Source organism: Kitasatospora sp. NPDC038210, assembly GCF_055600605.1.
Map to the genome: position 1 here is coordinate 1 of NZ_JBVJYK010000018.1, position 26,083 is coordinate 26,083.

Annotated in this window: 26 protein-coding genes and 4 pseudogenes; 27 read left to right on the forward strand and 3 right to left on the reverse strand. The window is 72.2% G+C overall.

Annotation, left to right across the window (positions count from 1 at the left end):
• Positions 1-128 precede the first annotated feature (128 nt).
• From ACZ7KX_RS30255 to ACZ7KX_RS30370, 24 genes and pseudogenes are all read left to right on the forward strand, one after another.
• Positions 129-578 (forward strand): DUF6238 family protein, encoded by a 450-nt coding sequence (locus ACZ7KX_RS30255; protein WP_470329235.1) that lies wholly within the window; start codon positions 129-131, stop codon positions 576-578.
• 24 nt (positions 579-602) lie between these two features.
• On the forward strand, positions 603-2,108 hold the full coding sequence (locus ACZ7KX_RS30260) for an ATP-binding protein (protein ID WP_470329236.1): 1,506 nt from the start codon (positions 603-605) through the stop codon (positions 2,106-2,108).
• Between the two features lie 300 nt (positions 2,109-2,408).
• On the forward strand, positions 2,409-3,149 hold the full coding sequence (locus tag ACZ7KX_RS30265; protein WP_470329237.1) for a hypothetical protein: 741 nt from the start codon (positions 2,409-2,411) through the stop codon (positions 3,147-3,149).
• Between the two features lie 28 nt (positions 3,150-3,177).
• Positions 3,178-3,675, forward strand: a complete 498-nt coding sequence (locus ACZ7KX_RS30270; RefSeq protein ID WP_470329238.1) for a hypothetical protein — start codon at positions 3,178-3,180, stop codon at positions 3,673-3,675.
• Between the two features lie 76 nt (positions 3,676-3,751).
• Positions 3,752-4,261, forward strand: a complete 510-nt coding sequence (locus ACZ7KX_RS30275) for a hypothetical protein (RefSeq protein ID WP_470329239.1) — start codon at positions 3,752-3,754, stop codon at positions 4,259-4,261.
• 79 nt (positions 4,262-4,340) lie between these two features.
• Entirely contained in the window at positions 4,341-5,618 is a 1,278-nt protein-coding gene (locus tag ACZ7KX_RS30280; protein ID WP_470329240.1) for a hypothetical protein, read from the forward strand.
• A 40-nt stretch (positions 5,619-5,658) separates the two neighbouring features.
• Positions 5,659-5,850 (forward strand): hypothetical protein, encoded by a 192-nt coding sequence (locus ACZ7KX_RS30285; RefSeq protein WP_470329241.1) that lies wholly within the window; start codon positions 5,659-5,661, stop codon positions 5,848-5,850.
• Positions 5,851-6,184: 334 nt separating this feature from the next.
• Positions 6,185-7,988, forward strand: a pseudogene (locus ACZ7KX_RS30290) (type IV secretory system conjugative DNA transfer family protein).
• A 182-nt stretch (positions 7,989-8,170) separates the two neighbouring features.
• A complete protein-coding gene (locus tag ACZ7KX_RS30295) occupies positions 8,171-9,046 on the forward strand; it encodes an adenine nucleotide alpha hydrolase family protein (RefSeq protein WP_470329351.1) in 876 nt (291 codons plus the stop codon).
• Positions 9,043-9,873 (forward strand): hypothetical protein, encoded by an 831-nt coding sequence (locus ACZ7KX_RS30300; protein WP_470329242.1) that lies wholly within the window; start codon positions 9,043-9,045, stop codon positions 9,871-9,873. The genes ACZ7KX_RS30295 and ACZ7KX_RS30300 overlap by 4 nt, the downstream gene beginning before the upstream one ends.
• Positions 9,874-10,080: 207 nt before the next feature.
• A complete protein-coding gene (locus ACZ7KX_RS30305; protein WP_470329243.1) occupies positions 10,081-10,305 on the forward strand; it encodes a hypothetical protein in 225 nt (74 codons plus the stop codon).
• Positions 10,305-11,480 (forward strand): DnaB-like helicase N-terminal domain-containing protein, encoded by a 1,176-nt coding sequence (locus ACZ7KX_RS30310; RefSeq protein WP_470329244.1) that lies wholly within the window; start codon positions 10,305-10,307, stop codon positions 11,478-11,480. Before ACZ7KX_RS30305 ends, ACZ7KX_RS30310 begins: the two co-directional genes overlap by 1 nt.
• A complete protein-coding gene (locus ACZ7KX_RS30315; RefSeq protein ID WP_470329245.1) occupies positions 11,477-12,064 on the forward strand; it encodes a hypothetical protein in 588 nt (195 codons plus the stop codon). Before ACZ7KX_RS30310 ends, ACZ7KX_RS30315 begins: the two co-directional genes overlap by 4 nt.
• A 77-nt stretch (positions 12,065-12,141) precedes the next feature.
• Positions 12,142-12,243, forward strand: a pseudogene (locus tag ACZ7KX_RS30320) (DNA cytosine methyltransferase); the annotation flags it as partial.
• A gap of 121 nt (positions 12,244-12,364) precedes the next feature.
• A pseudogene (locus ACZ7KX_RS30325) lies at positions 12,365-13,264 on the forward strand (DNA cytosine methyltransferase); the annotation flags it as partial.
• A 156-nt stretch (positions 13,265-13,420) separates the two neighbouring features.
• Positions 13,421-14,629, forward strand: a complete 1,209-nt coding sequence (locus ACZ7KX_RS30330) for an MFS transporter (protein WP_470329246.1) — start codon at positions 13,421-13,423, stop codon at positions 14,627-14,629.
• A 29-nt stretch (positions 14,630-14,658) separates the two neighbouring features.
• Positions 14,659-15,372 (forward strand): HAD family hydrolase, encoded by a 714-nt coding sequence (locus ACZ7KX_RS30335; RefSeq protein WP_470329247.1) that lies wholly within the window; start codon positions 14,659-14,661, stop codon positions 15,370-15,372.
• Positions 15,373-15,511: 139 nt separating this feature from the next.
• The gene (locus ACZ7KX_RS30340) at positions 15,512-16,102 is read left to right on the forward strand and encodes a DUF4913 domain-containing protein (protein WP_470329248.1); all 591 of its coding nucleotides are present in this window, start codon (positions 15,512-15,514) and stop codon (positions 16,100-16,102) included.
• The gene (locus ACZ7KX_RS30345) at positions 16,099-16,851 is read left to right on the forward strand and encodes a glycosyl hydrolase (RefSeq protein ID WP_470329249.1); all 753 of its coding nucleotides are present in this window, start codon (positions 16,099-16,101) and stop codon (positions 16,849-16,851) included. Before ACZ7KX_RS30340 ends, ACZ7KX_RS30345 begins: the two co-directional genes overlap by 4 nt.
• Positions 16,848-17,339 carry a hypothetical protein gene (locus ACZ7KX_RS30350; RefSeq protein WP_470329250.1) on the forward strand — a complete coding sequence of 164 codons (492 nt, stop codon included), beginning with the start codon at positions 16,848-16,850 and terminating at the stop codon, positions 17,337-17,339. The genes ACZ7KX_RS30345 and ACZ7KX_RS30350 overlap by 4 nt, the downstream gene beginning before the upstream one ends.
• Positions 17,336-17,974, forward strand: coding sequence for a hypothetical protein (locus ACZ7KX_RS30355; protein ID WP_470329251.1), 639 nt, complete (start codon positions 17,336-17,338; stop codon positions 17,972-17,974). The genes ACZ7KX_RS30350 and ACZ7KX_RS30355 overlap by 4 nt, the downstream gene beginning before the upstream one ends.
• The gene (locus ACZ7KX_RS30360; RefSeq protein WP_470329252.1) at positions 17,971-18,810 is read left to right on the forward strand and encodes a hypothetical protein; all 840 of its coding nucleotides are present in this window, start codon (positions 17,971-17,973) and stop codon (positions 18,808-18,810) included. Before ACZ7KX_RS30355 ends, ACZ7KX_RS30360 begins: the two co-directional genes overlap by 4 nt.
• Before the next feature lie 17 nt (positions 18,811-18,827).
• Positions 18,828-19,637: a winged helix-turn-helix transcriptional regulator gene (locus ACZ7KX_RS30365; protein ID WP_470329253.1), complete on the forward strand. Its 810-nt coding sequence runs from the start codon at positions 18,828-18,830 to the stop codon at positions 19,635-19,637.
• A 131-nt stretch (positions 19,638-19,768) separates the two neighbouring features.
• On the forward strand, positions 19,769-20,251 hold the full coding sequence (locus tag ACZ7KX_RS30370; RefSeq protein WP_470329254.1) for a hypothetical protein: 483 nt from the start codon (positions 19,769-19,771) through the stop codon (positions 20,249-20,251).
• 7 nt (positions 20,252-20,258) lie between these two features.
• On the opposite strand, the gene ACZ7KX_RS30375 is transcribed toward ACZ7KX_RS30370, so the two are convergent.
• Positions 20,259-20,513, reverse strand: coding sequence for a hypothetical protein (locus tag ACZ7KX_RS30375; RefSeq protein WP_470329255.1), 255 nt, complete (start codon positions 20,511-20,513; stop codon positions 20,259-20,261).
• 142 nt (positions 20,514-20,655) lie between these two features.
• On the opposite strand from ACZ7KX_RS30375, the gene ACZ7KX_RS30380 reads away from it, so the two are divergent.
• On the forward strand, positions 20,656-20,901 hold the full coding sequence (locus tag ACZ7KX_RS30380; protein WP_470329256.1) for a hypothetical protein: 246 nt from the start codon (positions 20,656-20,658) through the stop codon (positions 20,899-20,901).
• A gap of 81 nt (positions 20,902-20,982) precedes the next feature.
• On the opposite strand, the gene ltrA is transcribed toward ACZ7KX_RS30380, so the two are convergent.
• Positions 20,983-22,743 (reverse strand): group II intron reverse transcriptase/maturase, encoded by a 1,761-nt coding sequence (gene ltrA / locus ACZ7KX_RS30385; RefSeq protein ID WP_470329257.1) that lies wholly within the window; start codon positions 22,741-22,743, stop codon positions 20,983-20,985.
• Between the two features lie 999 nt (positions 22,744-23,742).
• Between ltrA and ACZ7KX_RS30390 the strand changes: the two genes are divergently transcribed.
• Complete coding sequence (locus ACZ7KX_RS30390; protein WP_470329258.1) at positions 23,743-24,327, forward strand: hypothetical protein; 585 nt, start codon at positions 23,743-23,745, stop codon at positions 24,325-24,327.
• A gap of 545 nt (positions 24,328-24,872) precedes the next feature.
• Here the strand turns inward: ACZ7KX_RS30390 and ACZ7KX_RS30395 are convergent.
• The gene (locus ACZ7KX_RS30395; RefSeq protein WP_470329352.1) at positions 24,873-25,619 is read right to left on the reverse strand and encodes a zinc-binding dehydrogenase; all 747 of its coding nucleotides are present in this window, start codon (positions 25,617-25,619) and stop codon (positions 24,873-24,875) included.
• On the opposite strand from ACZ7KX_RS30395, the pseudogene ACZ7KX_RS30400 reads away from it, so the two are divergent.
• Positions 25,506-25,919, forward strand: a pseudogene (locus ACZ7KX_RS30400) (transposase); the annotation flags it as partial. The gene ACZ7KX_RS30395 and the pseudogene ACZ7KX_RS30400 sit on opposite strands and share 114 nt — an antisense overlap.
• Positions 25,920-26,083: the final 164 nt, after the last annotated feature.

The window sequence follows — 26,083 nt, forward strand, 5'->3', positions numbered from 1 at the left end:
AACGGCAGCCGCCTGATAGCCACACCCAGAACCCCTGGGCGACCCAACCTTACGAATGGCCCGATCAACCCGGCTCAGAAGGTAGAGCCGCCTGATGCCGGCCCTCCCGCCTTCCGAAAGAGCACCTGATGCCGGCCACCACCTCCGTCGCGCAGGACTTCGTCCCGTACGCGACCGCCGCGATCGACTTCCACCGCGCGCTCAACATCCCGACCGGCCCGCTGGTCGCCTCCCGCGCCGAACTCGACTCGCTCCACGAGCACCTGGTCGCCCTTCACGGCCTCCTCGACGCCCATGCCCAGCGCACCGCGCCGCTGCTGCCGAACGAGGGCGACCACCTCAAGGCCGCGCGCACCCGCCTGTGGCAGGCCGCCGACCACCTCCACGCCGCCTACCACGCCTCGCCCCGGCCCGGCAGCGGCGAGGTCCCCGGCCCCGACGCGTGCCGCGCCCGCCTGCCCGAGGGCGCGCCGGAGCTGAGCGTCTGCCGCCGCCACCAGGAGACCGCGCACCTGGTGCGCCGTCGCACCACTCCCGCCGACCTGCACGCCCCGTTCACCGGCCTCGTCCGCCGCTGACCCATCACCCCGGAATCCGTGATCATGCCCAGGAACCGCGCCACCGCCTCCCACCTGTTCGTCCCGAGCAAGAGCACCCGCGCCCAACAGCGCGCGGCCCGTGCCGAGTTCGCCCAGGCCCGTACCAAGGCCCGCCACGTGCAGCCCGCCGCCGAGCGTCCTCGGAACAGCGGCCCCGATGCGGATCTCCAGCCCGTCTACCCGGCTGCCGGCCGGCCGGGCCCCGCCTCCGCCCGCGGCGGCAAGCTTCGACTGCCCAAGCACCGCCTGACCACCGCCACCGCCTCGGGGGCCTACCCCTTCCTCGCGGAGGCCGGCCTCGGCGCCGAGGGCATCTTCATCGGCCGCGACCTCCACGCCGAGGGCAGTTTCTGCTACGACCCGTTCGCGCTCTACAACAGCGGCCGAATAGAGGGGTTCACGAACCCGAACGCGATCCTGTGCGGGGTCATCGGCATGGGCAAGAGCGCCCTCGCCAAGTCCATCGCCACCCGCGCCGTCGCCCACGGCTACAAGATCTACGTCCCCTCCGATCCGAAGGGTGAGTGGACCGGGCTGGCCCAGGCCCTCGGCGGGCAGACCATCGCCCTCGGACCCGGCCTCCCTGGGCGCCTCAACCCGCTGGACGCACCGCAGCGACCCGCCGAGGTGAGCGAGGAGGACTGGCGCACCGAGGTCCGCAAGCGCCGCCTCCTGCTGCTAGCCAGCCTCGCGGCGACCGTGCTCAAGCGCGACCTGCTGCCGATGGAGCACACCGGCCTCGACGTCGCACTCGACCTGGTCGTCGCCGACGCCGACGCTGCAGGCACGGTGCCGCTGCTCGGCGACATCGCCCACGTCCTCGGCCGTCCCGACCGCCTCGACGCCGCCCTCGGCGGCCAGGCCGGAAGCCTCGGCCACGCCACCGACGACCTCGCCCACGCCCTTCGCCGCCTGGTCCACGGCGACCTCAGCGGGATGTTCGACGCGCCGTCCACCGTCACGTTCGACCCGGACGCGCCGATACTCTCCATCGACCTGTCCCGCCTGGGCAGCAGCGGCGACGACACCGCCCTCGTCCTCGCGATGACCTGCGCGAGCGCGTGGATGGAGGCCGCCCTCGCCGACCCCTCCGGCGGCAGGCGGTGGGTCATCTACGACGAGGCATGGCGAATCATGCGGCACGTCGGCCTGCTGGAGCGCATGCAGCAGCAGTGGAAGCTCAGCCGCGGGCTGGGCATCGCCAACCTGCTGATCCTCCACCGGCTTTCCGACCTGCTCTCCGCCGGCGACGCCGGCTCGCGCGGGCGCGTCCTCGCCGAGGGCCTCCTGGCCGACTGCTCGACCCGGATCATCTACCGCCAGGAACCGGACCAGATCCCCGCCGCCATGGCCCTGCTCGGCCTGACCGGCGTCGAGGCGCAGGCCATCGCCGCCCTCACCCGCGGCCGGGGCCTGTGGAAGGTCGCCTCGCTCTCCTTCATCGTCCAGCACCTCCTCCACAGCCGCGAACGAGCTCTCTACGACACCGACTTCCGCATGGCCGCGTAAGCCGCTGGGTTCGAGAATCCTGAACCCGCGGGTCCACCACGGACGGCTCGCTCCTCGCACCGGACGGCGAGGAGCGGGTCGCGGCCGCCCTCATCCGCATCAGCCGCCTCCGGGGCCAGAGCGCCCCGATCCTGCGGCACCGACACTTCCGGATGCGTGATACCCGGCCCGGCGAGCATGCGCTCTACCAGCAGATTCCGGCCGGGCCAAACTCCCGGTTCTCCGCATCATCAGCTCCGCCGGAAGCCGTCCTCAGGGCCCCGGCCACCCCAGCCCGTACCAGCGAAGCGGAGCCCCACCGTGCCTGCTGCCGAACCCATCCCGCTGCCCGACGTCGCCATCGGACACCACCCGACCCACGGCGTCGTCGCCTCCCTGCCCACCCAGTCGGCCGCTGCCGAGTGGATGCTGGAACGCCTCGACTTCCAGCGTCTGCCCGGCAACCCGAAGCTCTTCACGCTCACCGACCAGCACCGCGAAGCTCCCGAGCGCGCCGCCTGGGCCGCCAAGCTGCTCACCGGCGCCGGCTACCAGGTCGACACCGACATGGCCCTGTCCGCGGGGAACACCGACCGGCAGCACCGGGTGCAAGCGCGGCAGGCGCACGCCACTCCGGACGTTGCCAAGCCACAGCGTGCCCCCGCGCCGGGCACCGGTCCGGACGTCGCCATCGCCGAGCACCCGAGCCTGGGCATCGTCGCCGCCGTCAACGACGACCTGCCCTTCAACCCGGGCATATTCCTGGAGACCGATGGCTGGCGCCATCACCGGGACCTGGACGTCTACCTGCCCCCGGCCGGCACCCGGGCCGAGACGCTCGACGCGGTGGCCCGCACCACGGTCGGGCTGCAGCGCGGCCACTTCCAGGTGGCCATGCTTCCCGGCCTCGCCGAGGAGGTCTCCGCCCGGCGCACCCCGGCCCAGCAGGCGTTCACCACGCACAAGTTCCGCGTCAACGAGGCCGCACTCAAGGCACCCGCCCCCGTGAGCCCGCCGCCGGCGGCGGTCGACCCGCGCATCGCGTTCGCCCGCGCCCGCTGACCACCCCCACCCCGAAGGAGCAGAGCGCATGGCCGTGAAGAAGGTCTGGCAGATCACCCACTCGTGCGGGCACGAGGCCGACCGCGACCTCGGCGACCGTCCGGCCGACCGCCGGGCCGGCTTCGCCGAGTGGCTGGCCAAGCAGGAGTGCACCGACTGCTGGCGCGCGGCGAAGGCCGGTGACGAGGCCGAGAAGTCGGCGTGGCTGGAGGCCAAGCGCGCCGCCGAGCAGGCCGAGTCGGACAACTGGTCCAGGCAGTACCGGATGCCGCCGCTGGAGGGCACCGAGAAGGGCATCGCCTGGGGCGTCCGGTGTCGCCACCAGGTCCTCGCCGCCGCGTACAACGCGCTCGTCCTCGACGCCGGCATGGCGGAACCCGAGTGGGAGCTGATCGAGGACCAGGCCCGCACGATCACCCGCGCCGGCTGGTGGATCGACCAGCGCGCCTGCGAACCCGGCGACCTGCCCGAGCTGCTGGAGGCGGCCGTGGACACCGACCGGCCGACCGAGAATCCCTTCGTCTGACCTGCCGGCGCCTTCCCCAGACGCGGCGCACCTCACCAACTCCCGCCCCCTTCACCACAATCCGAAAGCCCCCGCGATGTCCTCCTCCCCGCTGTCCTGCACCGTGCGGCGCACCGAGAGCACCACCGATCTGCTCGCCGTGCTGAACGGCGCCGATCCCGGTTTCGAGTCCTACCTGCTGGCGTCGTGGTCGCCCGGCCCGCCCGACCAGGAGGACATCGTCCTGCCGGACCTGGCGGCGCTGCTGGACGAGCCGCTGGCGCTGCGCAAGCCGCGCACCGGCCACACCCCGTCCCGACTCCTGACCTGGCACTGCTCGATCCGCAGCAACGGCCGGGCCGCGCTCACCGACGACCAGTGGTTCGAACTGACGTGGAAGGTGCTGGACGCCACCGGCATCGAACCGGACGACGACCCCGACGCCTGCCGGTGGGTGGCCCTGCGCAACACCGGCGACCAGCTCGACCTCGTCGCCACCGTCATCCGCCAGGACGGCCGCTGGGCCCGGCTGCACAACGACCAGCACTGGGCGCGTTTCGCCTGCGAGGACTTCGCCCGTGACCACGGGCTCACTGCTCGGCGCTGACGCTCACGGAAGCACGCGGCCGACCGCAGCTCCCAGCCTGGCCATCGGGGCCCGCCACCACCGTCCGAGAGGGGACGCCGTGATCGCCCACCTGCAGCGCGCCGCCACCACGACCGCGCTGATCCCCGCCCTCTACGGCCCGGACGACCCCCGCCACCGACTGCGTCCGAGGCTGATCGGCGCCGAGTACCGGGGCGCCGACAATCAGCTGCCCCTGGTCGGCGACCCTCAGGAGGTCCTGGGCGGCGACGTGCTGGACGCCCCCGCCCAGCGGATCGGCGCCCGCGCACCGGAGCGGCCGGTGTGGCTGTGCTCGGTGCGCTCCGACCCCCGGCACCCGGACCTGAGCGACACCCAGTGGGCCGACGTCGCCCGGCGCCTGGTCACCGCCGCCGGGCTTGCCCCCTCCGGCGACCCGAACGGCTGCCGGTGGGCCGCGATCCGCACCTTCGACCACTCGGTGCACATCGTCGCCACCGTCGTGCGGGAGGACGGCCGCATCCACAGCACCTACCGCGACGCCTTCCACGTGCAGGCCGAGTGCAACCGCATCGCCGCCGATCTCGGCCACCTACCCCGGAGCGTCCCCTCCGTCACCACCGCCAAGGACTACCGGATGCCCGCCCCGTACATCACCATCGGCACCGAACCGAGCGGCAGTGTCGTCGCCAAGGGCTCCAGCGACGACCTGTCGGCCACCCTGCTGCGCCACGCCGGGTTCAAGCAGATCCAGGACTGGCACGGGCGCCGGCACCGGCTGCCCACCACCACGACCCGTGCCGACCGAATCGCCGTCGCCACGCACGCCGCCGAGATGCTGCGTGCCGCCCGCTACAACGTCGACCTCGACCCCAGGCTCGACAGCGGCCTCCTGGCCACCCCCACCGATCCGCAGGGTCTCAAGGTCGCAGGTCGGCAGGTCCTGGAGCTGGCCGACCAGATCCGCGGCGCCTCCAGCGCCGCCGACGCCGCCATGGCACTGGGCCAACTCCTCGACCCCGACGACGGCGTCCTCACCCGGCTGCGGGAAGCACTGGAAGCGGCGGCCGAACAGGTCGCCGGCCTGGCCCCCGACAAGTACGAGCTGTCCGACCGCCTCTCCTCCGGCGCCGAACTGATCAGCACCGCCGAGGCCGAACTCGCTGACACCCTCAGCGACCTGCGGACCCTCGGCGCTGCGCCCGCACAGCCCGGACCGGGCCACCCGGTACAGCCCCCCGATCTCCTCCGCACCCGCGCCGCGCTCGCCCGCAGCGCTACCGCCCCGGCACCCAAGTCCACCGGCCCACTCGCTGTCCCCACCCGGGTGCCGTCCGTACCGGCCGCATCGGCGGGGCCCGCCGGCCGAGCCCGCTGAAACCGCCTGCCCCACAGACCGACCCGAAAGAAACACGATCATGCGCACCCTGGCCGACGCGTTCGGCACCGACGTCGAGATCGTCCGCCGCTCCGACGCGGTGGTCCGGGCCTACTGCCGCACCGACGCCCCGGAACAGATCCACGACGTCCTGCGCCAGTGCGGCTTCACCGCCTCCGACCCGCACGGGTCCTGCTGCTACCACCTGCCCCCCGGACATTCCCGGCGCTGACCAGCCCGCTGCGGCCTCCACGGCAGCCGCCATTCTGGACGACGCCGGGTACCGGGTCGGAATCGACCCTCACCTGGTCGTCGGGTACGTCGGCCAGAACTGCATCGTCCAGGCCGAGGAGCAGCGGCTCGCCGCCACCCGCCGCACCTTCCCCTCCGCCACCGCCAAGGCGGCCCCCGTCCAGGCCGGCGCACCCGCGGCGGCGCCGGTCCGGCCTGGTGCCCGCACAAGCTGAAACGTTCCGCCAGTCCCGTCTCCTGAGGTGAAGCACCGTGATCCGTACGAGAGCCGAGCGCGCCCCGCCCGCCGCCCGCTCGCACCCCTGGACGCCCTCTTGCCCACCCCGCGCACCGGCGCGCCGTCGACCACCTCCGGCTCGGACGCGCTCCTCTATCTCCTGTTTGCCGTCGTCGGCGCCGCCCTCGCCTTTGGCTCCCTCGCCTGGCTGACTGGCAACCTCACCAACTACCTCTTCGGGTCCGGCCCCTGGGTGCCGTTCCACGCCACCGAAGCCCTCCTTCACCCCGAGCAGCTGTGGCCCCACCTCGGCCCGACTGCCGTCCTGGTCGGCGCCCGCATCGTCCCCGGCGCCCTGACCCTCGCCCTGACCGGCACCGTCCTGGTGCTGTGGCTGCGCCACCGCTCCGGAACCAGGAGCGGCCTGGCGCGCAAGGCGGACATCGCTCCGCTCCTGGAGAAGGAGATCACCAAGAAGGCCCGCAGCCTGCGCCCGAGCCTGAACGGCCGGGAGTGTAAAAGAGGTCGAGCCGAACGACCGGGGCATCCTGATCGGCACGCTCTCCCCGGGCAGGGCCGAGGTCCGGGCCTCGTGGGAGGACGTGATGGTCGCCATCATGGCGCCGCGCTCCGGGAAGACCTCGGGCATCGCGATCCCCGCGATCCTCTCCGCCCCCGGCCCCGTGCTGTTGACCAGTAATAAGGCCGCTAACGACGCTTTCACGGCCTGTGTCGACGCCCGCGCGAAGGTCGGTACGGTCTGGACGCTCGACCCGCAGCAGATCGCGCACCATCCGCGCGAGATGTGGTGGGACATCCTCGCGGACGCCCGTGACCTCGCCGGCGCCAAGCGCCTGGCCGGGCACTTCGTGACCGCGAGCGTGGACGAGTCCAGCGGCTCCGACTTCTGGTCGACCGCGGCGAGCAACACCCTCGGGTCGTTGTTCCTGGCGGCTGCGAGTCATCGCCGCCCGATCACCGACGTGCTGGCCTGGCTCGCCTCGCCCTCCGACCGCACCCCCGTCGACCTGCTGACCGATGCCGGGCACCACGCGGTCGCCGCCCAGCTCCAGGGCACCGTCACCGGCGCCACCGAGACCAGGGACGGGATTTATGAAACGGCGCGGCAGTACGCCAGCTGCCTGCTGGACCCGGAGATCGCCGCCTGGGTCACCCCCACCAAGGGCCTACCGGAGTTCAAGCCGTTCGACTTCGCCTCCAGCCGGGACACCTTGTTCTTGCTCAGCAAGGACGGCGGCGGCTCCGCCAGCGCGATCATCGCGGCAGCGGCCGACGCGGTGATGCGCGCGGCCGTCATCGTCGCCGAACGCAGCGGCGGGCGGCTCGACCCGCCCGCACTGTGCGTCCTCGACGAGGCCGCCAACGTGTGCAAAATTTCGGACTTGCCGGACTTGTACTCCCATCTCGGCAGCCGGGGCGTCATCCCGATCACCATCCTGCAGAGCTACAGGCAGGGGCAGCGCTGCTGGGGCGAGGCCGGCATGGACGCCCTGTGGTCCGCCGCCACCGTCAAGATCATCGGCAGTGGCATCGACGACGCCGACTTCGCGGACAAGCTGTCGCGGCAGATCGGCGAGCACGACGTGCAGACCGTCTCCGTGTCCGACTCCGGCAGCGGCAGCGGCAGCGGCAAGTCGACTTCGGTGTCGATGCGCACCGAGCGCATCCTGCCCCCGGACGAGATCCGCGCGCTCCCCAAGGGCAAGATCCTGCTCTTCGCGACCGGCATGAAGGTGGCGATGCTCGATCTCAAGCCCTGGTACAAGGAGCGCTCCGCCAAGGAGATCGGCCCGGCCTCCGCCCGCGCGACCAAGGCCATCACCGAACGCGCCCTCGCCAAGGGCGGCGCCGGCCTCGACGACCTCACCCGCTCGGCCTGACCGGCCCCACCCGGCGGCGCCGACCAGGAGTCCGCCCTTCTTCGGTCGGCGCCGCTTCTCCTCCTCCGCTTCGCCCGGGTGTGCCACCTCCACCCGCCCACGCCAAGGACGCTTCCGTGACCACAACGACCGCTCCCGCCCTGCGAGTTCTCTCACTCGGTGCCGGAGTACAGAGCAGCGCGCTGCTGCTCCTGGCCGCCGAAGGCCATCTTCCCCGCCTCGATGCCGCCATCTTCGCTGACACCGGCTGGGAACCGCGCACGGTCTACGCGCACCTCGACCGGATCGAGCGGGAGGTCGCCGAGCCCGCCGGCATCCCGATCCTGCGGGTCTCCTCCGGCAACATCCGCGACGACGCCCTCGACCCGACGAAGCACTTCGCGTCGATGCCGCTGCACATCCTCAACCCCCAAGGCACCGAGGGGCTTTCACGTCGCCAGTGCACGGGCCAGTACAAGATCAAGCCGATCAAGGAGCAGGTCCGTGCCATGCTCGGCCACCCGTACCCGCAGCGGGTGCCGGCCGGGGTGTTCGTGGAGCAGTGGATCGGCATCTCCACGGACGAGTTCCACCGGGCGAAGGACGCGGACGTCGCCTACATGAAGAATCGTTTCCCTCTGATCGAGGAGGGGTTCTCCCGCGCGGACTGCCTGCGGCTGCTGCGCTCGCGCGGTTTCGAGTCCACACCGAAGTCGAGCTGCCTGGGGTGCCCGTTCCACGGCAACGCCCAGTGGCGGGCCCTGCGCGACGGCTCGCCCGAGGAGTGGCAGGACGTCGTCGCCTTCGACCGCGCCATCCGCAACGGCAACGCCAGGGCGACCGCCGAGGGCACCCCGCTGCTGGGACAGGCGTACCTGCACCGCAGCCGCCGGCCCCTGGACGAGGCGCCGATCGACCGGGTCACCGCGCACGAGTGGGCGGGCCGTCAGACGGACGTCTTCGACGCGCTCGCGGACGCCGAGCTGGAGGCCGGTGACGCGGACGGCTGCTCGCCCTGGGCCTGCCGCGCCGGCCAGCCAGTCAGCGTCGGCCACGACTCCTTCGGGCTGGCGGCATGAGCGTCTGGAACACCCCCGTCGCCGACCGCGTCGCCGCGCTGCGCGAGCAGGCCGAGCGCTCCGGCGAACCGTCCGCCGCGCTCTCCGACCTCGACCTGCTCAATGCCGCGTACGAGTCGGTGCTGCGCGAGCAGATCGACACCCGCGACCGCTACATGTCGTTGCTGACCTCCCTGCGCAAGCACGACGAGCAGGTCCGTACGGCGGCCGTCGCCTCCTTCAAGGGCCAGGCCGACCGCGTCGCGCAGGACGCGGTGCGCCAGCACATGCGACCCTTCCATGAACTCCTCTACCGCGTGGAGCAGTTGCCGGACCGCCCCGGCGTGCAGCAGCTGGAGGACCTGCGCTCGGTCGGGGTGCGGGTGGCCCACCAGCTGAGGGACGCGGGCCCGGCCGAGAACCTCGTCGACCCGGACGGTGCCCGCGCCACCCTGCGGTCCGTGCACAGCGTCGTCGGCGTGCTGGAGGGGCGGCCGGGCCTGGAGGGCGCCGAGGTACTGGGCCTGGTCAAGGACGTGCTCGCCGGTGAGCCGCCCAGTGCGGTGTTCGAGGTCGCCGACCGCGCCGGCCCCAGGCCCGAGGTGCCGGTATCCGCACCGTCGTTCGCCGGCCCCGGCTGGAGCGACCTGGGGCGCCTATGGGCCTTCCAGGACGCCGGTTCCGGCGCCCATGTGAAGGCGTACCCGATGGGCGGCGAGGACTGGTACCTGGACCTGTGGTCCGTGCAGGGCCAGTTGCTCGCCTTCGGCTCCGCGACCGCTGACGAGGTCGGCGCCCTCGCCCCGGCGCTCATGACCGCCGCCGGCGACTGGGTCCTGGGACCGTAGCGAGTACGCCTGGCGCCGCTTCGCTGACACCGCCCAGGCCGTGCGCGAGACGCCGGACCAGGCCCGGGTCCGGGCCGCCACCTCCTCCCCTTCCCGCACCGCAGGCCGGACCGCGTCGCTGCCGGTCCGGCCCGGTGCCGGCGCGGCGGCAGGCCCGGCCGCCGCCCGCCGAAGCCGATGACTCGCTCGACTCTCCGGAGGGTCTTCATGTCCGACACCAACTCGCCTGCTGCCCCTCGCCGTCCGGCTCCGCTGACTGGGGCGCCGGTCGTCCGCCGGGGCAGCCAGTGGTGGCTGATCACCGGCGAAGGCTCGATCCTGGCCACCGACCCGACGTTCACCGGCGAGCTGGACCGCTTCGCCGCAGCGAAGGCCGCCGCCGACCGCGCGGTGGCCCAGCTCCGCGTCGACCGTCGCCGCCGGAGCCGGTGATGGACCCGCTGCTCACCGGCGAGCAGGCCGTCCTCGGGGCGGTGCTGCTCGACCCCGGCCAGCTCGGCGGCCTCGACTGGCTGGAGCCTCGCGACTTCTACCGGCCCGGCCACCAGGCGCTGTTCGCCGCACTGCGCAAGCTCCGTGCCGAGGACCATCCGGCCCTCGGCACGCAGGGATCGGTGCCGGTGGCGTGGCTGACCGATGCCCTCGCCGAGGCCGGCCAGCAGGTGCGTGGGCTCACCGCCTCCTACCTGCACACCCTCGTCGCCGCCTGCCCGCGCCCCGCCCACGCCCCGCTGTACGGGCGGATGGTGCTGGAGGGGTCAATCCACCGCACCGTCGCCGAGCACGCCGCCCGCCTGCTCGCCGTCGCCCGGGAAGACGCCGGGCAGCACGAGGTCCACGGCACCGCCGCCCAGGCCGACGTGCTCGCGGGCGTCCTGGACGACCTCGCCAAGCGCTGGGGAACCCGCCCCCGGGCCACCGCCCCGAGGACCTCTCCACTTCCTGCCGCCGGACAGCCGCCCGCGGCGGCCCAGGCGGAGGACGAGCAGTTCCTGCTGTCCCTGCTCGTCCACCAGAACGGCGCGATCGGCGAGGTCTTCGACTGGCTGCGCCCCCAGGACTTCGCCCATCCCGGCCACGGCCAGCTCTACCGCTGCCTCGGTGCGCTCCACCACCGGGGCGAGCCGATCGACCCGGTCACCACGCTGTGGGAGGCCCAACGGCGCGGCCTGCTCTCCGAAGGCACGCTCACCGAGGAGCAGCTCACGCCGGTGCTGCGCGACGGGGCGGCGGGTTCGGCCGAGTGGCTGGGCGAGCAGCTCCTGCGCTCCTCCCTCACCCGCACCGCCGCCAGCGCCGCGCAGCAGATCGCCGCCCACGCCGACGACCAGCGCCTCGCCCCCGGGCAGCTGATCGGCCACGCGCTGCACGCCCTCGGCCCGCTGGACGAGGTACGGGCCCGCTGGCGCACCGCCACCTCACCTCCCGCACCGCCCCCGGCCGCCACCGACCAGGCCGCCCGCATCCAAGCCGCGCTCGCGCGAAGCCCCGGCCGCCCCCGTACCCGCGCGAGCCCGACACCGGATCGTGTGCCGACCGCCGCACCGGCCTCGCTCCATGTCCACGAGCGCACCAGCCCCACCCACCCCCACCGGAGCCTCCTGTGAACACCCCCATCAGCGAGGCGCTCGCCCTTCACACCCGGGCGTGCGCCCTGCAGCAGCAGGAAGCGCTGCTTCCCGCCACCGGACCGGCCGAGGTGCCAGATGCCGCGCAGGTCAGCCAGCAGATTGTCGCGCTCGGCACGCTCATCCGAGAGCTGGGCGGCGACTTCGCCGTCCGTGCCGCCAAGCAGCCCGTGCACCTCGATACGACCCGCGCCGCCATGGCGTACGCCGAAGCCGTCACCAGCCTCGGCGAAGCCTCCGCCGCCCTCGGAACGGTCGCCCGGCAGTTCGCCCTCCTCGGCCAGACGGCCGAACAGCACCAGCACCCCGTGGTTCAGAGGTCCCGCGAGGACTCGGTCCGAAGGATCGAGCGCGCCATCGAGACTGCCCGCGCCGAACTCCGCCACGGCGCTCAGATCCTGACTCAGACGGCCCAGCAGATCCCGCCACCGTCCTCCGGAGCTCGTCAGCAAGCCGCCACCAACCGATCGGTCAACGCCACCCCATCCGTTCCAGCAGATCGGAATGGCTCCGCGCCAGCCCCGCCCGCGCCTTCGGCCCACACCGCCCGGAACCGGCGGTGACGCCGAAGCACACGGCCGCCGTCCCCGGGCCGCTGATCGGGAGCCTGTGCTCTGGGTATGGGGGGCTCGACCTCGGGGTGCTGGCCGCGTTCGGCGGCTCCGTCGCCTGGCACGCCGAGGTCGACCCCGGCGCCTCCACGATCCTGGCCCGGCACTGGCCGAACGTGCCGAACCTGGGCGACGTCACCACGGTCAACTGGTCCGACGTTCCGCGGGTGTGCGTCCTCACGGCGGGCTTCCCCTGTCAAAGACGTCTCGGTCGCCGGCCGTCGCGCCGGACTCAACGCCGAAACCCGATCGGGCCTTTGGCTGCACGTGGCGCGTGCGGTCGAGGCCCTGCGCCCGCACCTCCTGGTGGTCGAGAATGTACGAGGACTGCTCACCTCCCCTGCCGTCGCCGCCCCCGCTGGCGACGTGGAACGCTGCCCGTGGTGTCTGGGAGACGACCCAGCTCAGTCTGATCTGCGGGCACTTGGCGCCGTACTCGGCACCCTGGCCCAGCTCCGGTACGACGCGCGATGGCTCGTGCTTCGCGCCTCCGACGTCGGCGCACCCCACCACCGGGCCAGGGTCTTCCTCACCGCCTGGCCCGCCGACTACGGCGCTGCTCAAGACCCCCACGTCCAACATCGCGACGAACGGCGGCTCGCAGCACCCCGAGAAGAGGAAGCGCGGGGGCCATGGTCCGAATTTGGCGGACGAGGTGGAGTGGCTCCTGCCGACCCCGAAAGCGTCGGACGGGATCAAGGGTTCACCGAACCAGCGGCACGGCGGCGGGGACCTGACCTTGCCATCGGCGGCGGCCCGGCTTCGGCCCTCCTCACCCCGGCCCCCGGCCTCGCGCGCACCTTGGCGCCCGGCCTCACCAGCCTCGGCGGCGGGCGCCCTGACCTTGTGGGCGGAGGAGGCAGCGGACGACTCGACCCCGAGCGATGGGGGCCGTACGCCGGCGCCGTCGCCCGATGGGAGACGCTCACCCGCCCGGCGCCGGCGGCCACCGACGAGGGCGGCAAGCTCCGCGCGGAGTTCGTCGAGTGGATGCAAGGGCTCGATCCGGGCTGGGTGACCGCCACCCCGGGACTCGGCCGTCCAGCCCAGCTCACCGCACTCGGCAATGGCGTCATTCCCCAACAGGCAGTCAAGGCAATGGAGTTGCTGGCACCGCCCATCCCCCGCTGCCCGCGCTGCCGTAACGGGTGAGGGGCTTCTACCTCCTTTCCCCGGCCGTACCAAATCCCGGAATCCGCAGACTCTTCTCCCCGCAGCCGCACCGACCCGAGGGGGCTGTCATGCCTGCGCATGCCCCGGTCCGGCGCGCCCGCGCGCCGCCGGCCGTACGACCGAAGGACCTTCTCCTTGAGCACCACCACCGCCTGCGACCGGGCCCAGGACAGCGGATTCCGCGCTGTCCTGGGCTCGCCGCACGTCGCCCGCCTGCTGGGCGGCACCCTGGTCGGCCGCCTGCCCACCGGCATGGCGCCGATCGCGATCCTGCTGCTGGTGCGCGCCGAGCACGGCCCGCTCGCCCTGGCCGGAGCCCTCGGCGCCCTGTACGGTCTCGCCTCCGCTCTCGGGCAGCCGCTGCTCGGGCGCCTGGTCGACCGCCACGGCCAGACCCAGGTCCTCGTCGCCGCCACGGCCACGGTGAGCACGGCGTTCCTGCTGCTGCCGTGCACCGGCCCGGTGCGCCACCCGGTGCTCGCCGCGCTCACCGTGCTGGTGGCGGGGCTGGCGACGCCGCCGCTGGAGGCAGGTCTTCGGGCGCTGTGGCCGGTGCTGCTGCCCGACGCCGAACGCCAGCGCACCGCGCTCTCGCTGGACAGCAGCACCCAGGGCCTGGTGTTCGTCGCGGGTCCGCTGCTGGCCACCGGCTTCGCGGCCGGTGCCGGAGCGACCACCGCGCTGGTGGCGACCGCGGCGCTCGGCCTGCTCGGCACCGGCCTGGTCGTCACCGCCCGCCCCTCCCGCGCCTGGACGCCGGCGGAGTTCACCGAGGCGGTGCACTGGACGGGGCCGCTGCGGGTGCCGGGTCTTCGGGTGCTGTTCGCCGCGCTGATCGGCACCGGTGTCGCGCTCGGCGCGGTCAACGTCCTGGCGCTGTCCGCCGCTGAGCGCCACCACGCCGGGTGGCTGGCCGGGGTGATGCCGGCCGCGCTGTCCATCGGCAGCATGCTCGGCGGCCTCGCCTACGGCCGCCACGCCTGGCCCGGCGCCCCCGCCAAGCACCTGGTCGCAGCCTCGACCGGCTTCGCGGCTGGCTGGCTGCCGCTGCTGCCCGACCCCGCGCCCGCCGTCGCCGTCTTGGGCGCCGTGCTGCCCGGCACCTTCCTCGCGCCGCTGCTGACCGCCGCGTTCCTCACCGTCGACCGGCTCGCCCCCGAGGGGGAAGCGACCGAGGCGTTCGCCTGGCTGATCGCCTGCATCGGCGTCGGCCAGGCCACCGGCACCGCCCTCGCCTCCCTCGCCGACACCGCCGGCCCGCTGCTCGTCGCCGCCGTCCCACTCGCCGGGGCCGGTGCCGCGCTGTGGCTGCTGCACCGCTTCAACGACCGCCTCTCCTCCTGACCCCCGCGCTCACCCCGAAGGACACTGCCGTGAACACCACCCTCTTCGCTGTCGCAACTCCCGCCACCCGCATGCACGTGGTCTGGGACTGGAACGGCACGGTCAAGGACGACCTCGACGACCATGTCGATGCCTTGAACGAGACCCTGCCCGCCCTCGGCGGCGCACCGGTCGACCGCGAGACGTACCGGGCCAAGCACACCGTGCCGATCCCCGACTTCTACGCCCGCCTGCTCGGCCGCACGATCACCGAGCAGGAGTGGGTCTCCAGCGACAGCGCCTTCCTGGAGCACCTGCGTACCCGGCCGGTGCGGGTGCGTGAGGGCGCCGTCGAGCTGATGACCGCCCTGCGCGAGGCCGGCCACACCCAGTCGCTGCTGTCCCTGTGCCCGCACGACACCCTCGTGCGCGAGGTCGAGCAGAGCGGTATCGGGCACTTCTTCACCCGCTTCGAGGGCCGCACCGGTCCCTCGGGCGGCACCAAGGCCGCCCCACTCGCCGCCCACCTCGAAGCCCTCGGCCTCGCCGGGCAGGCGCAGCGGGTGCTGCTGGTCGGCGACGCCGTCGACGACGCGGACGCCGCCCACGCCACCGGCGCGTACGCGGTGCTGCACACCGGCGGGCTGCACCACCCCGCCAAGCTCGCCGCCTCCGGCCACCCGCTCACCGCAACCCTCGCCGACGCCGTCGCCCTGGGCCTGCGCCTCGTGCAGGAGCACGGCACCCAACTGGCTTGCGCCTAGCACGAATCGGCGGCCCGACCAAACCGTCGATCCTGCGGATTCTGTCTCCCACGACCGCGCTTCACCGGAGCCCTGCCATGACCCGAAGAAGACCTTCCGGCCTCGTCTTCCCCGTCCGTCCGAATCCCCTGGATGTGCCATGTCCGAGTCCGTCCCGACGCCGGGCTCCCCCGAGCCCGCGCCGATCCGCATCGCCGACGAGGACCTCGACGACCTCGTCAGCGCCCTGACCCGCACGATGGCCGAGGTCCGCCAGCACGGCGTGATCCTCGACCGCCTCGGCTCCGAGGCCGACGACGAGACGGGGTCCGGCCCGGCCGGGCCGGACCCCGTGGCCGGGGACGAACCCGGCTCCGCCCCAGCGCTGTTCATCCTCGCCATGGGCGGCGCGGAGTACGCCGCCGAGCTGGCCGAGCTCTCGTTCTGGGTCACCCACATCCTGCTGCCCGTCTACGGCCGGGAGATCGGCTCCACCCGCCCCTGGTGCGCGAAGTGGCACGAGCACCCCGAGGCCGTCGCCCGCCTCCACGCGCTGTGGCTCGCCTGGCAGCAGCTGACCGCTGCCGAGGCCGGCCAGAGCGGCCCTTCGACCTGGCACCGCGACCACCTCGACCACGCCATCGCCCAGCTCCGCGCACCGGACGGCCCGTTCGCGGCGTGCGCCACCAGCCCGTCCCGGCCCGCCCACCGCATCCTGTCCACCCCCGACCAGCTGGGACTCGCCGCATGAGCGCCGGCCTCGACTTCGACCTCGGCGGCCTCTCGCCCGCCGACGAGCGCTCCGGCCTCCTGCGGGACATCGCCGGGGAGAGCGACCTCGACCTGCTGACGCGGCACGACGTCGGCGATCACAGCTACCTGATCGCCTTCGACAACGGGGCCGCGTGGGGCCCGGGACGGAGCCTGCCGGACCTCTTCACGTTCGACGTCCGGCGCGACCAGGCCGAGGGCACCTTCGCACTGGACGGCGCCGCGCACGCCAACGTGGCGTTCGCACAGAAGTGGCTCGCCGAACGGGGCTGCCCGCCCGCGGCGATGACCGTGGACGGCGACCTCATCGGCGCCGACGAGCTCACCTACCGGATCGAGGACCAGATCCACCGCGCCGGCGAGCGCTACGACCTGATCGACCTCACGGCCGCCCGTGAGAGTCCGGGCGAGGCGTGGACCATGGTCACGGACAGGAACGCCGCCGAACTGCCCGTCCGGCTCTTCATCGAGCACTCCGATGCCGAGCAGAACACCTACACCATCCGCGAAGGCGCCTTCCCCGACCGTGCCGGCGCCGAGGCGTGGCTGGCCGAGCGGAACACCCCGCTGCCCGAGCCTCCCGAGTACCGCAACGGAGCCGACGCGCTGCGCACCCGCGCCGCGCTCGCCCGCAGCGCCGCCCCGACCGCTCCCGGCGTCGCCGAGATCGTGGCCGCCGCACCCGCGGCAGCCGCCCTCGCGCAGCCCGATCGGGGGCGCTCGCTGTGAGCCGCGCCAAGTTCGCCTTCTCCGCCCACCCCGACGCGATCTCCGACCTGCGCCAGCTCCCTGACGCCGTCCGCGACCAGGCGCTGCTGCACCTGCAGGACCTCGTCCACGGCGAGCGGGTCGCCAAGCGCCTCGAAGGCCGGCTGGAGGGCTGCCACAAGGTCTACCTCGGCGTCGGCGACCAGTTCGCGAGCCACCGCCTGGTCGTGCAGTTCCGTGACGCCCCGCCCACCTCCCAGCACCGGCGCGAGGTCCACCTCGTCGCCGCCGGCCCCCGGCTCGACTACCAGGTGTACCGCTCCGCCCAGAACCGCCTGGGCCGTACCGGGCTCAACCTGCCGACCAGCCTCGGCCCGGCCGAGGAAGCCCGCGTGCGAGCCGCCCGCGCCCAGTCCGTCCGCCCGGCACAGGCCGGCAGCGCCAGCCCCGCCTACACCACCGCTTCCCCCGGCTTCGCCCCCAGCGCCGCCGCCCGAAGGGCCCGATGATGACCACCGCCACCCCCACGCACACCGACCTCGCCGTCTGGCTCGTCGAAGCCGCCGAGGCCGTCTCCGGCATCGCCACGGCTCAGCCCCCCGCCTCACCCTCGCGCTCCCACCTCCACCCCGTCCTCGGGCCGCTCACCGCCGGGCCGAAGGCGATCGACGCGCTCGCCGACCGGCTGGAGAACCTGCTGGAAGCACGTCTGCCGACCACCCCCGCCTCCCTGTTCACCCTCGCCTCCTACGTCTCCGCCCTGGGCTGGCTGACCGAGTCGCTCGCCGACCTCACCCAGGCCGCCGACGCCCTGATCGCCGAAGCCGACCACCCGGCCGACGACGACGGCGGCGCTTCCGACATCGACCTGTCGGCCTTCGCACCGCAGGACCGGGAGACCATCGCCGCTGTCGCCGCCGAGGCCGCCCTGCCGCCCGGCCTCTACCTCCAGCTCCTGGACCGGGCCCTGCTCGCCCGCGCGGAGTTCACGGAAGCGTGCACGGAGATCATCGGCGCGCTGACCGAGGACGCCCACCGCCTCCTGGACGAGTCGGTCAGCGCCGTACGCCTCGACGGCGACGGCCCCGACAGCCTGCCCACCCTGGTCCGCTCCCTCCTCACCCGGATGGAGGAGACCCGGTGAACCCGCACGACCCCCACACCCACCCGGGCGCCCACCTCGTCTACGAGCGGCTCGGTGCCGGCGATGCCCAGGACCTCCCCGGTCGGCACCCGTACCAGAGCCCGCTGGCCCACCTCGCCTCGGTGGTCGCCTCGTGCGCCCGGGACGTCGACCGGCTCCACCAGGACCTCACCGAGCGGGCGAAGACGGTGATCGAGCGCCTGCAGCCGATCGCCCGTGGCGACCACGCGAGCATGCGCGGCGTCAACGGCATCATCCAGTCCGCGGGGCTCCAGGTCGAGTTGCTCACCGCCCGCAGGGGAGCCGCCTACGGGCAGCTCGACAAGGTCCTCGGTGTCTACGAGCGCGGCACCGAGGCCGAGCGGCCGACCTCCGCGCCGCAGGTCCGTCGCGACTCCGCGCACACCACCGGCGCCACGGCCCCGGCCAACCGGCAAGCACGACCCGCCACCACCGTATGGGACGACGAACAGGGCCTCGCCCGGACGGCGTTGCGGCAGATGGAGCACGGGGACCTGTGGCTGCGCGAGAGCGCTCACGGCGACAAGCACGTCATCTGGGGCTCCGGTCTCGGCGCCCCGATCGAGGCCGAGACGGTAGAGCGGCTGATCGGCGCCGGCCTTGTCGCCGTCAACACCAACACCTCCGCCTCCCGGATGGGGCACATGCTCTCGCTCACCCCCGAAGGCATAGCGGCCGGCGCCGCCGCCCGCACGGAGCGGCTGCGCCAGGTCGCCGCCCTCTACCGCACCATCACCCCCGCTGCGGCCGGTCCCGCCCAGGCCGTGCCCTCGCCAGGAGCGGCCCAGCCCTCCGTCTCCACCCGTACCCGTTGAGCAAGGAACTCCCGGCCATGTCCGCCCAGACCACTCCCATGAGCACCGCCGACGCGCAGCGCGTCGAGGCCGTCCTGCACCGGATCGCGCCGAAGTGGACCACCCACGTCGTCCACACGGTCGCCAAGTACGGCCCGGAGATGCGGGTTGCCGACGTCGCCCAGCACCTCACCGCGCTGTCCCCGTCGTACGTCAGCAAGAGGCTGGCGTCGATGTCCGAGGCCGGCCTGGTGACCCGCGACGGCGCGTTCGACCGGGCGGCGCCCTACCGGCTCTCGTCCGCCGCCCGCACGCTCGGCCCGGTCTACCGCGCGCTCGCCCAGTGGTCGTCCGACCACATCGATCACACCCCGCAGGGCCGGTACGACCGGATCGAGGACGCCCTGCAGCGCCTGCAGCTGCCCGGTACCACCGAGACGGTCCGCCTGTTCGCGGAGCACGGGAGCATGCGCCTGCCCCAGCTGGCCGAACGCCTCGGCACCTCCGAGCAGTTCGCCGCAACCCGGCTGAACCGCATGCAGGCGGACGGGCTCGTCGCCCGCACCGGCGACCGGCACGGCGCCCCGTACGTCCTCACCGACGCCGCAGAGGCTCTCGGCCCGGTCCACACCGCCCTCCAGCAGTGGGACAACCGGCACACCACCGCCCTGGCCCCGGTGGTGCGGGCCGCCGAGCGCACCCTCAACTCCCCCGCGCAGTCCGCACGGACCGCGGCGGCGCTGCGGCGCAGCGCCGCCCCCTCCTCCCTGTTCAGCCACCCTCCGGTGCCGCCGCCGCGTGTCCCCTCCGCTGTCACGGCGGCCTCCCACCCCTCGCGCGGCCGGTGACCTTCGCGAGCTGCAGAACCGGAACGGCTTCCGTCCCCGAACCGCCGGGCCGGGCCGAAGGCGCTCTGACGGCTCCCGTACCGGTCGCCCGTACCGCCCGCTGACGCCCCACCAGCACACCGGAGAACACCGTGCCCGACGCCACCGCCCTCGACTGCGCGGACGCGATGATCGAGAAAGCCTGGGGGCGGCCGATCGCCGACCTGGAGAAGTCCGCATCCCGTTTGGTCGCCACGGACCCGATGCTGCGGTCGGCCATGCACCACCGGGCCCACCTCGTCGTCGTGTCCAACTCCATCGCCGTGCACCAGGAGCGGCTTCACACCCTCACCCGGCCCGGCCACGTCCCGGCCTTCTACGACCTAGACCGGATCACCGCCTCGGCGAGCGCCCTGCGTGTGGCCCACGCCGAGAGCAACACGGCCGGCCAGATGATCCGCCACGTGGTCGATGCCCGCGAGCACGCATTCAACGCCGAAGGCAGCCCGGACGCCGAACGGGTCCGGGCCGCCACCGCTCGCACCTCGCGGGCGCCTGCCCCCCTCGGGCCATCCGTCGACCGGCCCGCCCCGCCGGCCGCCACCCCGGCCCAGCTGGTGGCGAACCGGCGGTAGGCGGCGGTCAGTCCTCGGCCCTGTCGTGGTGGGCGCCGGGGTCGGTGCCCACCACGCGGGCCAGTTCCTCCAGGGTCAGCTCCACCCGCCGGCCGTCCGCCAGCCGCTCCTCGACCGCCACGGCCTGCTCGCGCTCGACCCGGCCCGCGGCGACGGCCCACTGGCCGTCGGCGATCATCGCGACGTCGCCCATCGTCCACGCCCGACCCGCACTGCGGATCTTGCGCTCCAGCACCGCCATGTCCCGGCCTCTGCTCGGCACCAATGCCTTCGTCCCCCTCCGACCCCGTACGACCCCGCGCCGCAACCTCGTTTCAGCACTCCGAGACTCCGATCCATTCCCTTCCGGTTCGCCCACGGCAGATCACCGGTCCCGAAAAGGACTACCAACTTCGGGACGCAACATGTCAAAGTACGGGTCCGCCGAAACCGCAGGCCAACGAAGGGACACCTCCGCGAACACCCACCACATCGCCCTGCACCCACTCGTCATCACCGCCGCCACCGAACACCGCGCCGTCCTCCGCGTCCTCGCCAGCCCAGCCATGCGGGTCGTCCGCGCGGACGAGATCCGCCCCGGTGACCTGGTCGTCTCCGCCTTCGTACCCACTGGTCCGGTGTGGTCGGGTAGCCGGGTCACGTTGCCGTGACCCGGCCCCCTCAGAACCGGACGTGCAGCGTTAACTGCATCCGGCTCAAGCAAGCCCCAAGGGCTTCGCAGGCCAGCAGGGTTATGTGGTCCGTTTGCCGTCGCCTGCGTGGTGCTGGCGGTGGCATTCGGAGTGCACGAGGCGGAGGTTGTTCCGCTCGTCCGTGCCGCCGTCTCGCCGGTAGGTGAAGTGGTGCTTGTGAAGCATCTTCTTCGAGGCCGCGAACCAGTTGATCCACTCGCGTGGGCTGTCCGGTTCGTACTCGGCCCCGGCGATCAGCGCCTGCTTGCAGAGGGGACACAGCCCCTGCTGCCGAGCCGCCAGAACAAGACTGGTCTTGTCCATTGGCGGCGGCGCCTTCCGTCGACGGCGATCCCGCCAGTACTCGATCAGGGCCGGGTCGTCCGGGGACGCTCCGCCCTTGACGAGCTGGTGGCGGACGATGCCGGTCCAGGCGAACTTGGGCAGGAAGGCGCCGCTGTCGCGGTCGCCGAAGACCCACCGGTCCCGCCTGGACGGGTGGAACTGGCCGAAGTACCGGGCCACGACCCAGTAACCCGGCTTGTTGCGGTGACGACGTCTGGCCCACTTGAAGGTCAGCCGCCACATGTAGTTGTCCAGCGACGAGAACGTTGTCGTGGACGCCACCGCCCGGTAGTAGGCCGCCCAACCGCGAACGATCGGGATCAGCCTGCGCAGTACGGCCTCGGCGTTGGTCCCGTGCAGGGCCTTCACCTCGGTCCGCAACCGCGCCCGGAGCCTCTTGCAGGCCGCCGTGCTCGGCTTGATGATCAGCTTGCCGCCCGTGCGGCGGACGGTGAACCCGAGGAAGTCGAACCCATCTTCGAGATGGACGACCCTGGTCTTCTCCTCGTTGAAGCGAAGGCCCCTCGGCTCCAGCCAGTCCTCCAGCCGGGCTCTGACCTGGTGCACCTCGGCTTCTTCGTGGCAGAGCACGATGAAGTCGTCGGCATACCTCACCAGCACCGGAGTGCCCGGTGCCGCGCCGGGCTCGCGCCCGGACCGCACCGCGTATCGGCACCCGGCGGCCTGTTCCAGTCCGTGCAGAGCAACGTTCATCAGCAGCGGGCTGATCACACCGCCTTGGGGAGTTCCCTCCTCGGTCGGTGCGAACCGGCCGCGGTCGATCACGCCCGCCTTCAACCACCCGCGGATCAGGTCCCTGGCGGGGAACTGCCCGATGGAGGTCATCAGGTGGTCGTGGTCGATGCGGTCGAACGCCGCCGCCAGGTCCGCGTCCAGGACCCACGGACGCTTCGGGGCCTTGCCCTTCACCGTCCAGAAGATCGCTCCGATCGCGTCCTGACAGCTGCGGCCGGGCCGGAAGCCGTACGACCTCGGCTCGAACCGCGCCTCCCACTCGGGCTCCAGCGCGTTCTTCACGCGGGCCTGGAGCACTCGGTCACGGATGACCGGGATGCCGAGCGGTCGCTGCTTGCCGTTGCTCTTCGGGATGAACACTCGCTTGACCGGCCTGGCTTTCCAGGGCTGGGAGGACCGATGGATCTCGGTCGCCAGCTTGCCTCTCGCCGCTGGGGTGAGGGCTCGCTCCCCGTCGATGCCGGCGGTCTTGCGACCACTGCTCTGCTGCGTCACCCGCTTCACGCTGACCAGCGTGTTGCTGCGGCTTCGCAGTATGAGCTTCTGCAAGTTGCGGACCTTCTTCAGGTCCCCGTCCTGCGTCGCCTTGAAGATCCGCTGCCTCAGTCGCCGTACGTTCTCCTCGCACTCGGCCCAGTCGATGCCGTGCCAGTCGAGGCTGTCGTCCTCCGGTCCGTTCACCGCAGACGCTGAGGACTCGGCCAAGGGCCTTCCTCTCATGTTGCGCCTCCAGTACCTAACTTGTCCTTCGGTTCTGACGTCCTTGCAGTGGTGACCTCAAAGGCTCACCCGATCCACGTGGGCGCCCTTTCGGGCCAGGCCACCAGGGCCCGTATCCGGCGAGTTATGCGGTGGGCGGGTGAAGGCCCCGCTCACTGGTTTCCTCTGGCCTTTCGGCCCACCGGCTTTCGCTTCTTGGATCATCCTTCTCCCGCCGGGGAGTTCGGCTCTCCTTGCGGTCGGCCTACCAGGCTTCTCGCCTGGACCCCGACGGGGTTTCCACGTTCCGCACCAGTAAGACGCGGCCGGGGTGGGCGCCCCCTCTACCTCGGGACCAGCGGTGCCCACCCACCGGGTCCAGTTGCCCGGAGGTCGCTTGGTGCCTCGCAGCACCGGGTCCTGTGACCGCCGTTTGCTTGCCATCGCGCGGCCTTATCGATCACGGGGCATCATCAGGGGTTCACTCTCGTTCGCCCGTCCGGCCTTCCCCTCGCCTGTGGCTCCTCGATGGCCGAGGTGCTCTTGGACTTGAACGCTCCGCTTCACACCCCGCCGTTGCCAGCGACGCATGGGAGCGCGGGGACGGGCCTTGGACACTGGCCCGAAGTTCAGCCGATCGATACCTCCTTCACGTGACTGTCCTTACTTACTTGGTGCGACCTCGTGTCGCACACCGGAATCGATAGTTGGCCTTGGGAAGAGGTAGATGGCCACAGAGCGGGTTCCGACTACAGGGGGTGACCGTGCGATTTGGCACGCGACTTGTCGCGAGCGACGGTCCACCTGCCTCTCTAGGCCGGATCGGCACGACAGCCGTCACCGAAGTGTGAACCGAGTGACGCGTGCACTCGATCGGGTGAGTCCGACCGAAGGCACGCATGAATCCGTGGCGATCAATAAAGGATCGAGACGCAGACCTCTGAGCCTGCACGACCGCGTCTCGTAGCGGCTGGGCAGGCAGCCCGGTCGCTACGGGTTGAATCTGCCGACGAAGGAGCCATGATGGCCGAACCGACAGTTACCGTGAGCGGCAACAAAGCCGAGATCACCATTCCCAAGGCGGACCAATTCGGTGACCTCAGCGAGATCGAGATCAGGGTGGAAGCCGGCAAGGGGCACACGGAACAGCGAGTGCGCGTTCAGGCCGACAAGCTGGATCTTCAACTCGCCGGCTTCCGCGGCAGCCTGGTGGAGTTCAAACAGGGGCGCGCCGGTACGCAGGTGGGCTACAGCCGACCCGAGAGCGGCAACCTGCAGCTCGGGTTCGACGACGTGCTTTTCACGGTCACCGGGGAAAGCCAGGTGGGGACCGAGCGCTGGTCCATCATCAGGCCATGCACACTGACCGTCACCTTCGATCACGCTATCGGGCATGCCGTGAAGCCGAACACGGTCGAGGGAGGAGACCCGCGGAAGCGCGACGACGGCGGGTATCTCGGTTACTCGATCCAGCTTGAGAGCAAGGACAACTACGACAACGAAGACGCCGGCGGGACCTCAGGGTCCACGTTCTACATCAGGTGGAAGGATCTGGGCCCGGGCTGGACTGTCGATGGCTATGTGCCCAATGAGAGCAGGCTGTAGGGCCTCACCGCTCGAACGGATTCGCGTCTGCCAGGCGCGCACGGCCTGCGGGTAGGCATGCGCGAAGCCGACAGCCCCGCACCCGGCCCGCAGGCGCTGCTGCAGCCGCCGGGGTGCTCCGGCCCGGCCGGAGCACCCCGGCGGCTGGCACCACCGTTCCGGTCACCCCTGGCCGCCGTCAACCGAGTGGTCGACCCAAAGTCACCCGCACGGTCAGGGGCTCCTTTGGATGGTTCCCGGACCTGGCCGCGCTCCTTCTGACAGCGGCGGTCGAGGGGGTTGCCTGACAGCGGCCAGGAGGATTTCCCCAGGGACGGCCAGATACCAATCCCCGCTGGCGGCCACCTGCGGCTGCTGGCCGCCGCAGCCGTTTGCTCTGCGTAGTCGAGCTCAGGCTGCCGATCTTGTACCTGCCGGCCCCCAACCCGACCATGGGACAACGTGGTCGTTGTGAAGCAGTTGGGGCCTGGGAGCTCCTGGCCGAGCAATCTGGCCAAGAGCTCCCAGACCGCAACGTCGCTGCCTGCAGCCTGGCGAGTCGCTGCTCAGACGGTGATGACCGTCTTCCCCTGGGCATGTCCTGTACGGCTGGCTGCGAGGGCCTCGGGGGCCTTCTCCAAGGGAACTTCGAGCTGGATGAGGACTGTCAGACGGCCCGCGTCCACATGGCCAGCGACCATCTCCAGGATCTGCGGGGATGGCCGGTTGACGAAGTGGAAGCCGCGCACGTCGTCCTTGGTGAGGACATCGTTGTCGGCCGAACCGATGACCGACACGGCGACACCGCCGTCGCGGACCGCCCGGGTCATGTCCGCGAAGGCCTTCGCGTCGCTAGCCAGGTCGATGAGTACGTCCACTCCCTCGGGGTGGGACGCGAGTACCTGTTCGGCGACCGAGCCCGCCGTGTGGTCCACAGTCTCGGCGGCGCCCAGATTCCTCATCAGCTCGGCCGCGGCCGGCCGGGCGGTGGCGATCACCTCCGCACCCGTGCCGGCCGCGAGCTGGGTAGCGAATGTCCCGACGCCCCCGGTCGCGCCGACGATCAGCACCCGCTGTCCTTCGCTGATCCGGGTCTCTTCGACCAGGTTAAAGGCGGTCATTCCGGCGGTGGGAACGGCGGCAGTGGTGGCGGAGGTGACCGAGCGCGGGGCCGGGGCGATGTCGCCCTCCCGGGCCACCGCGAACTCGTCACCGACACCCTCGGCCTGCTGCTGGCCGTGCTGGTCACCGCCGCGAGCGTGCACGATGGCACCGCCGGCCGACAGCTGCTGACCTGGGTGGCGGCCGACCACCCCACCATCCGCAAGGCCTGGGCCGACATGGGCTACAAGAACGCCGTCATCGAACACGGCGCCACCCTCGGCATCGACCTCGAGATCGTCCTTCGCGACCCCGCAACCAAAGGGTTCGCCGTCCAGCCCCACCGCTGGATCGTCGAACGCACCCTGGGCTGGCTGATGAACCACCGCCGCCTCGCCCGCGACTACGAAGCCCTCCCCGCCAGATCCGAAGCCATGATCCACGTCGCGATGATCAGCCTCATGACCCGCCGCCTCACCGGCGAAACCACCCCCACCTGGCGCGGAACTTGACCTCGACAACCAGGAACGAAACGCCCACTAAGAGGGCGTTTGCTCCTCACACGGGCTGAGGTGTGGGGATTTCGGTCCCCGATCGGCCGGTTCCCGGAGTGGCTGACGAGGCGTGTGTGAGGGTCGGGCGTGCTGGTGTGACCAGCACGCCCGACCTATCCGTG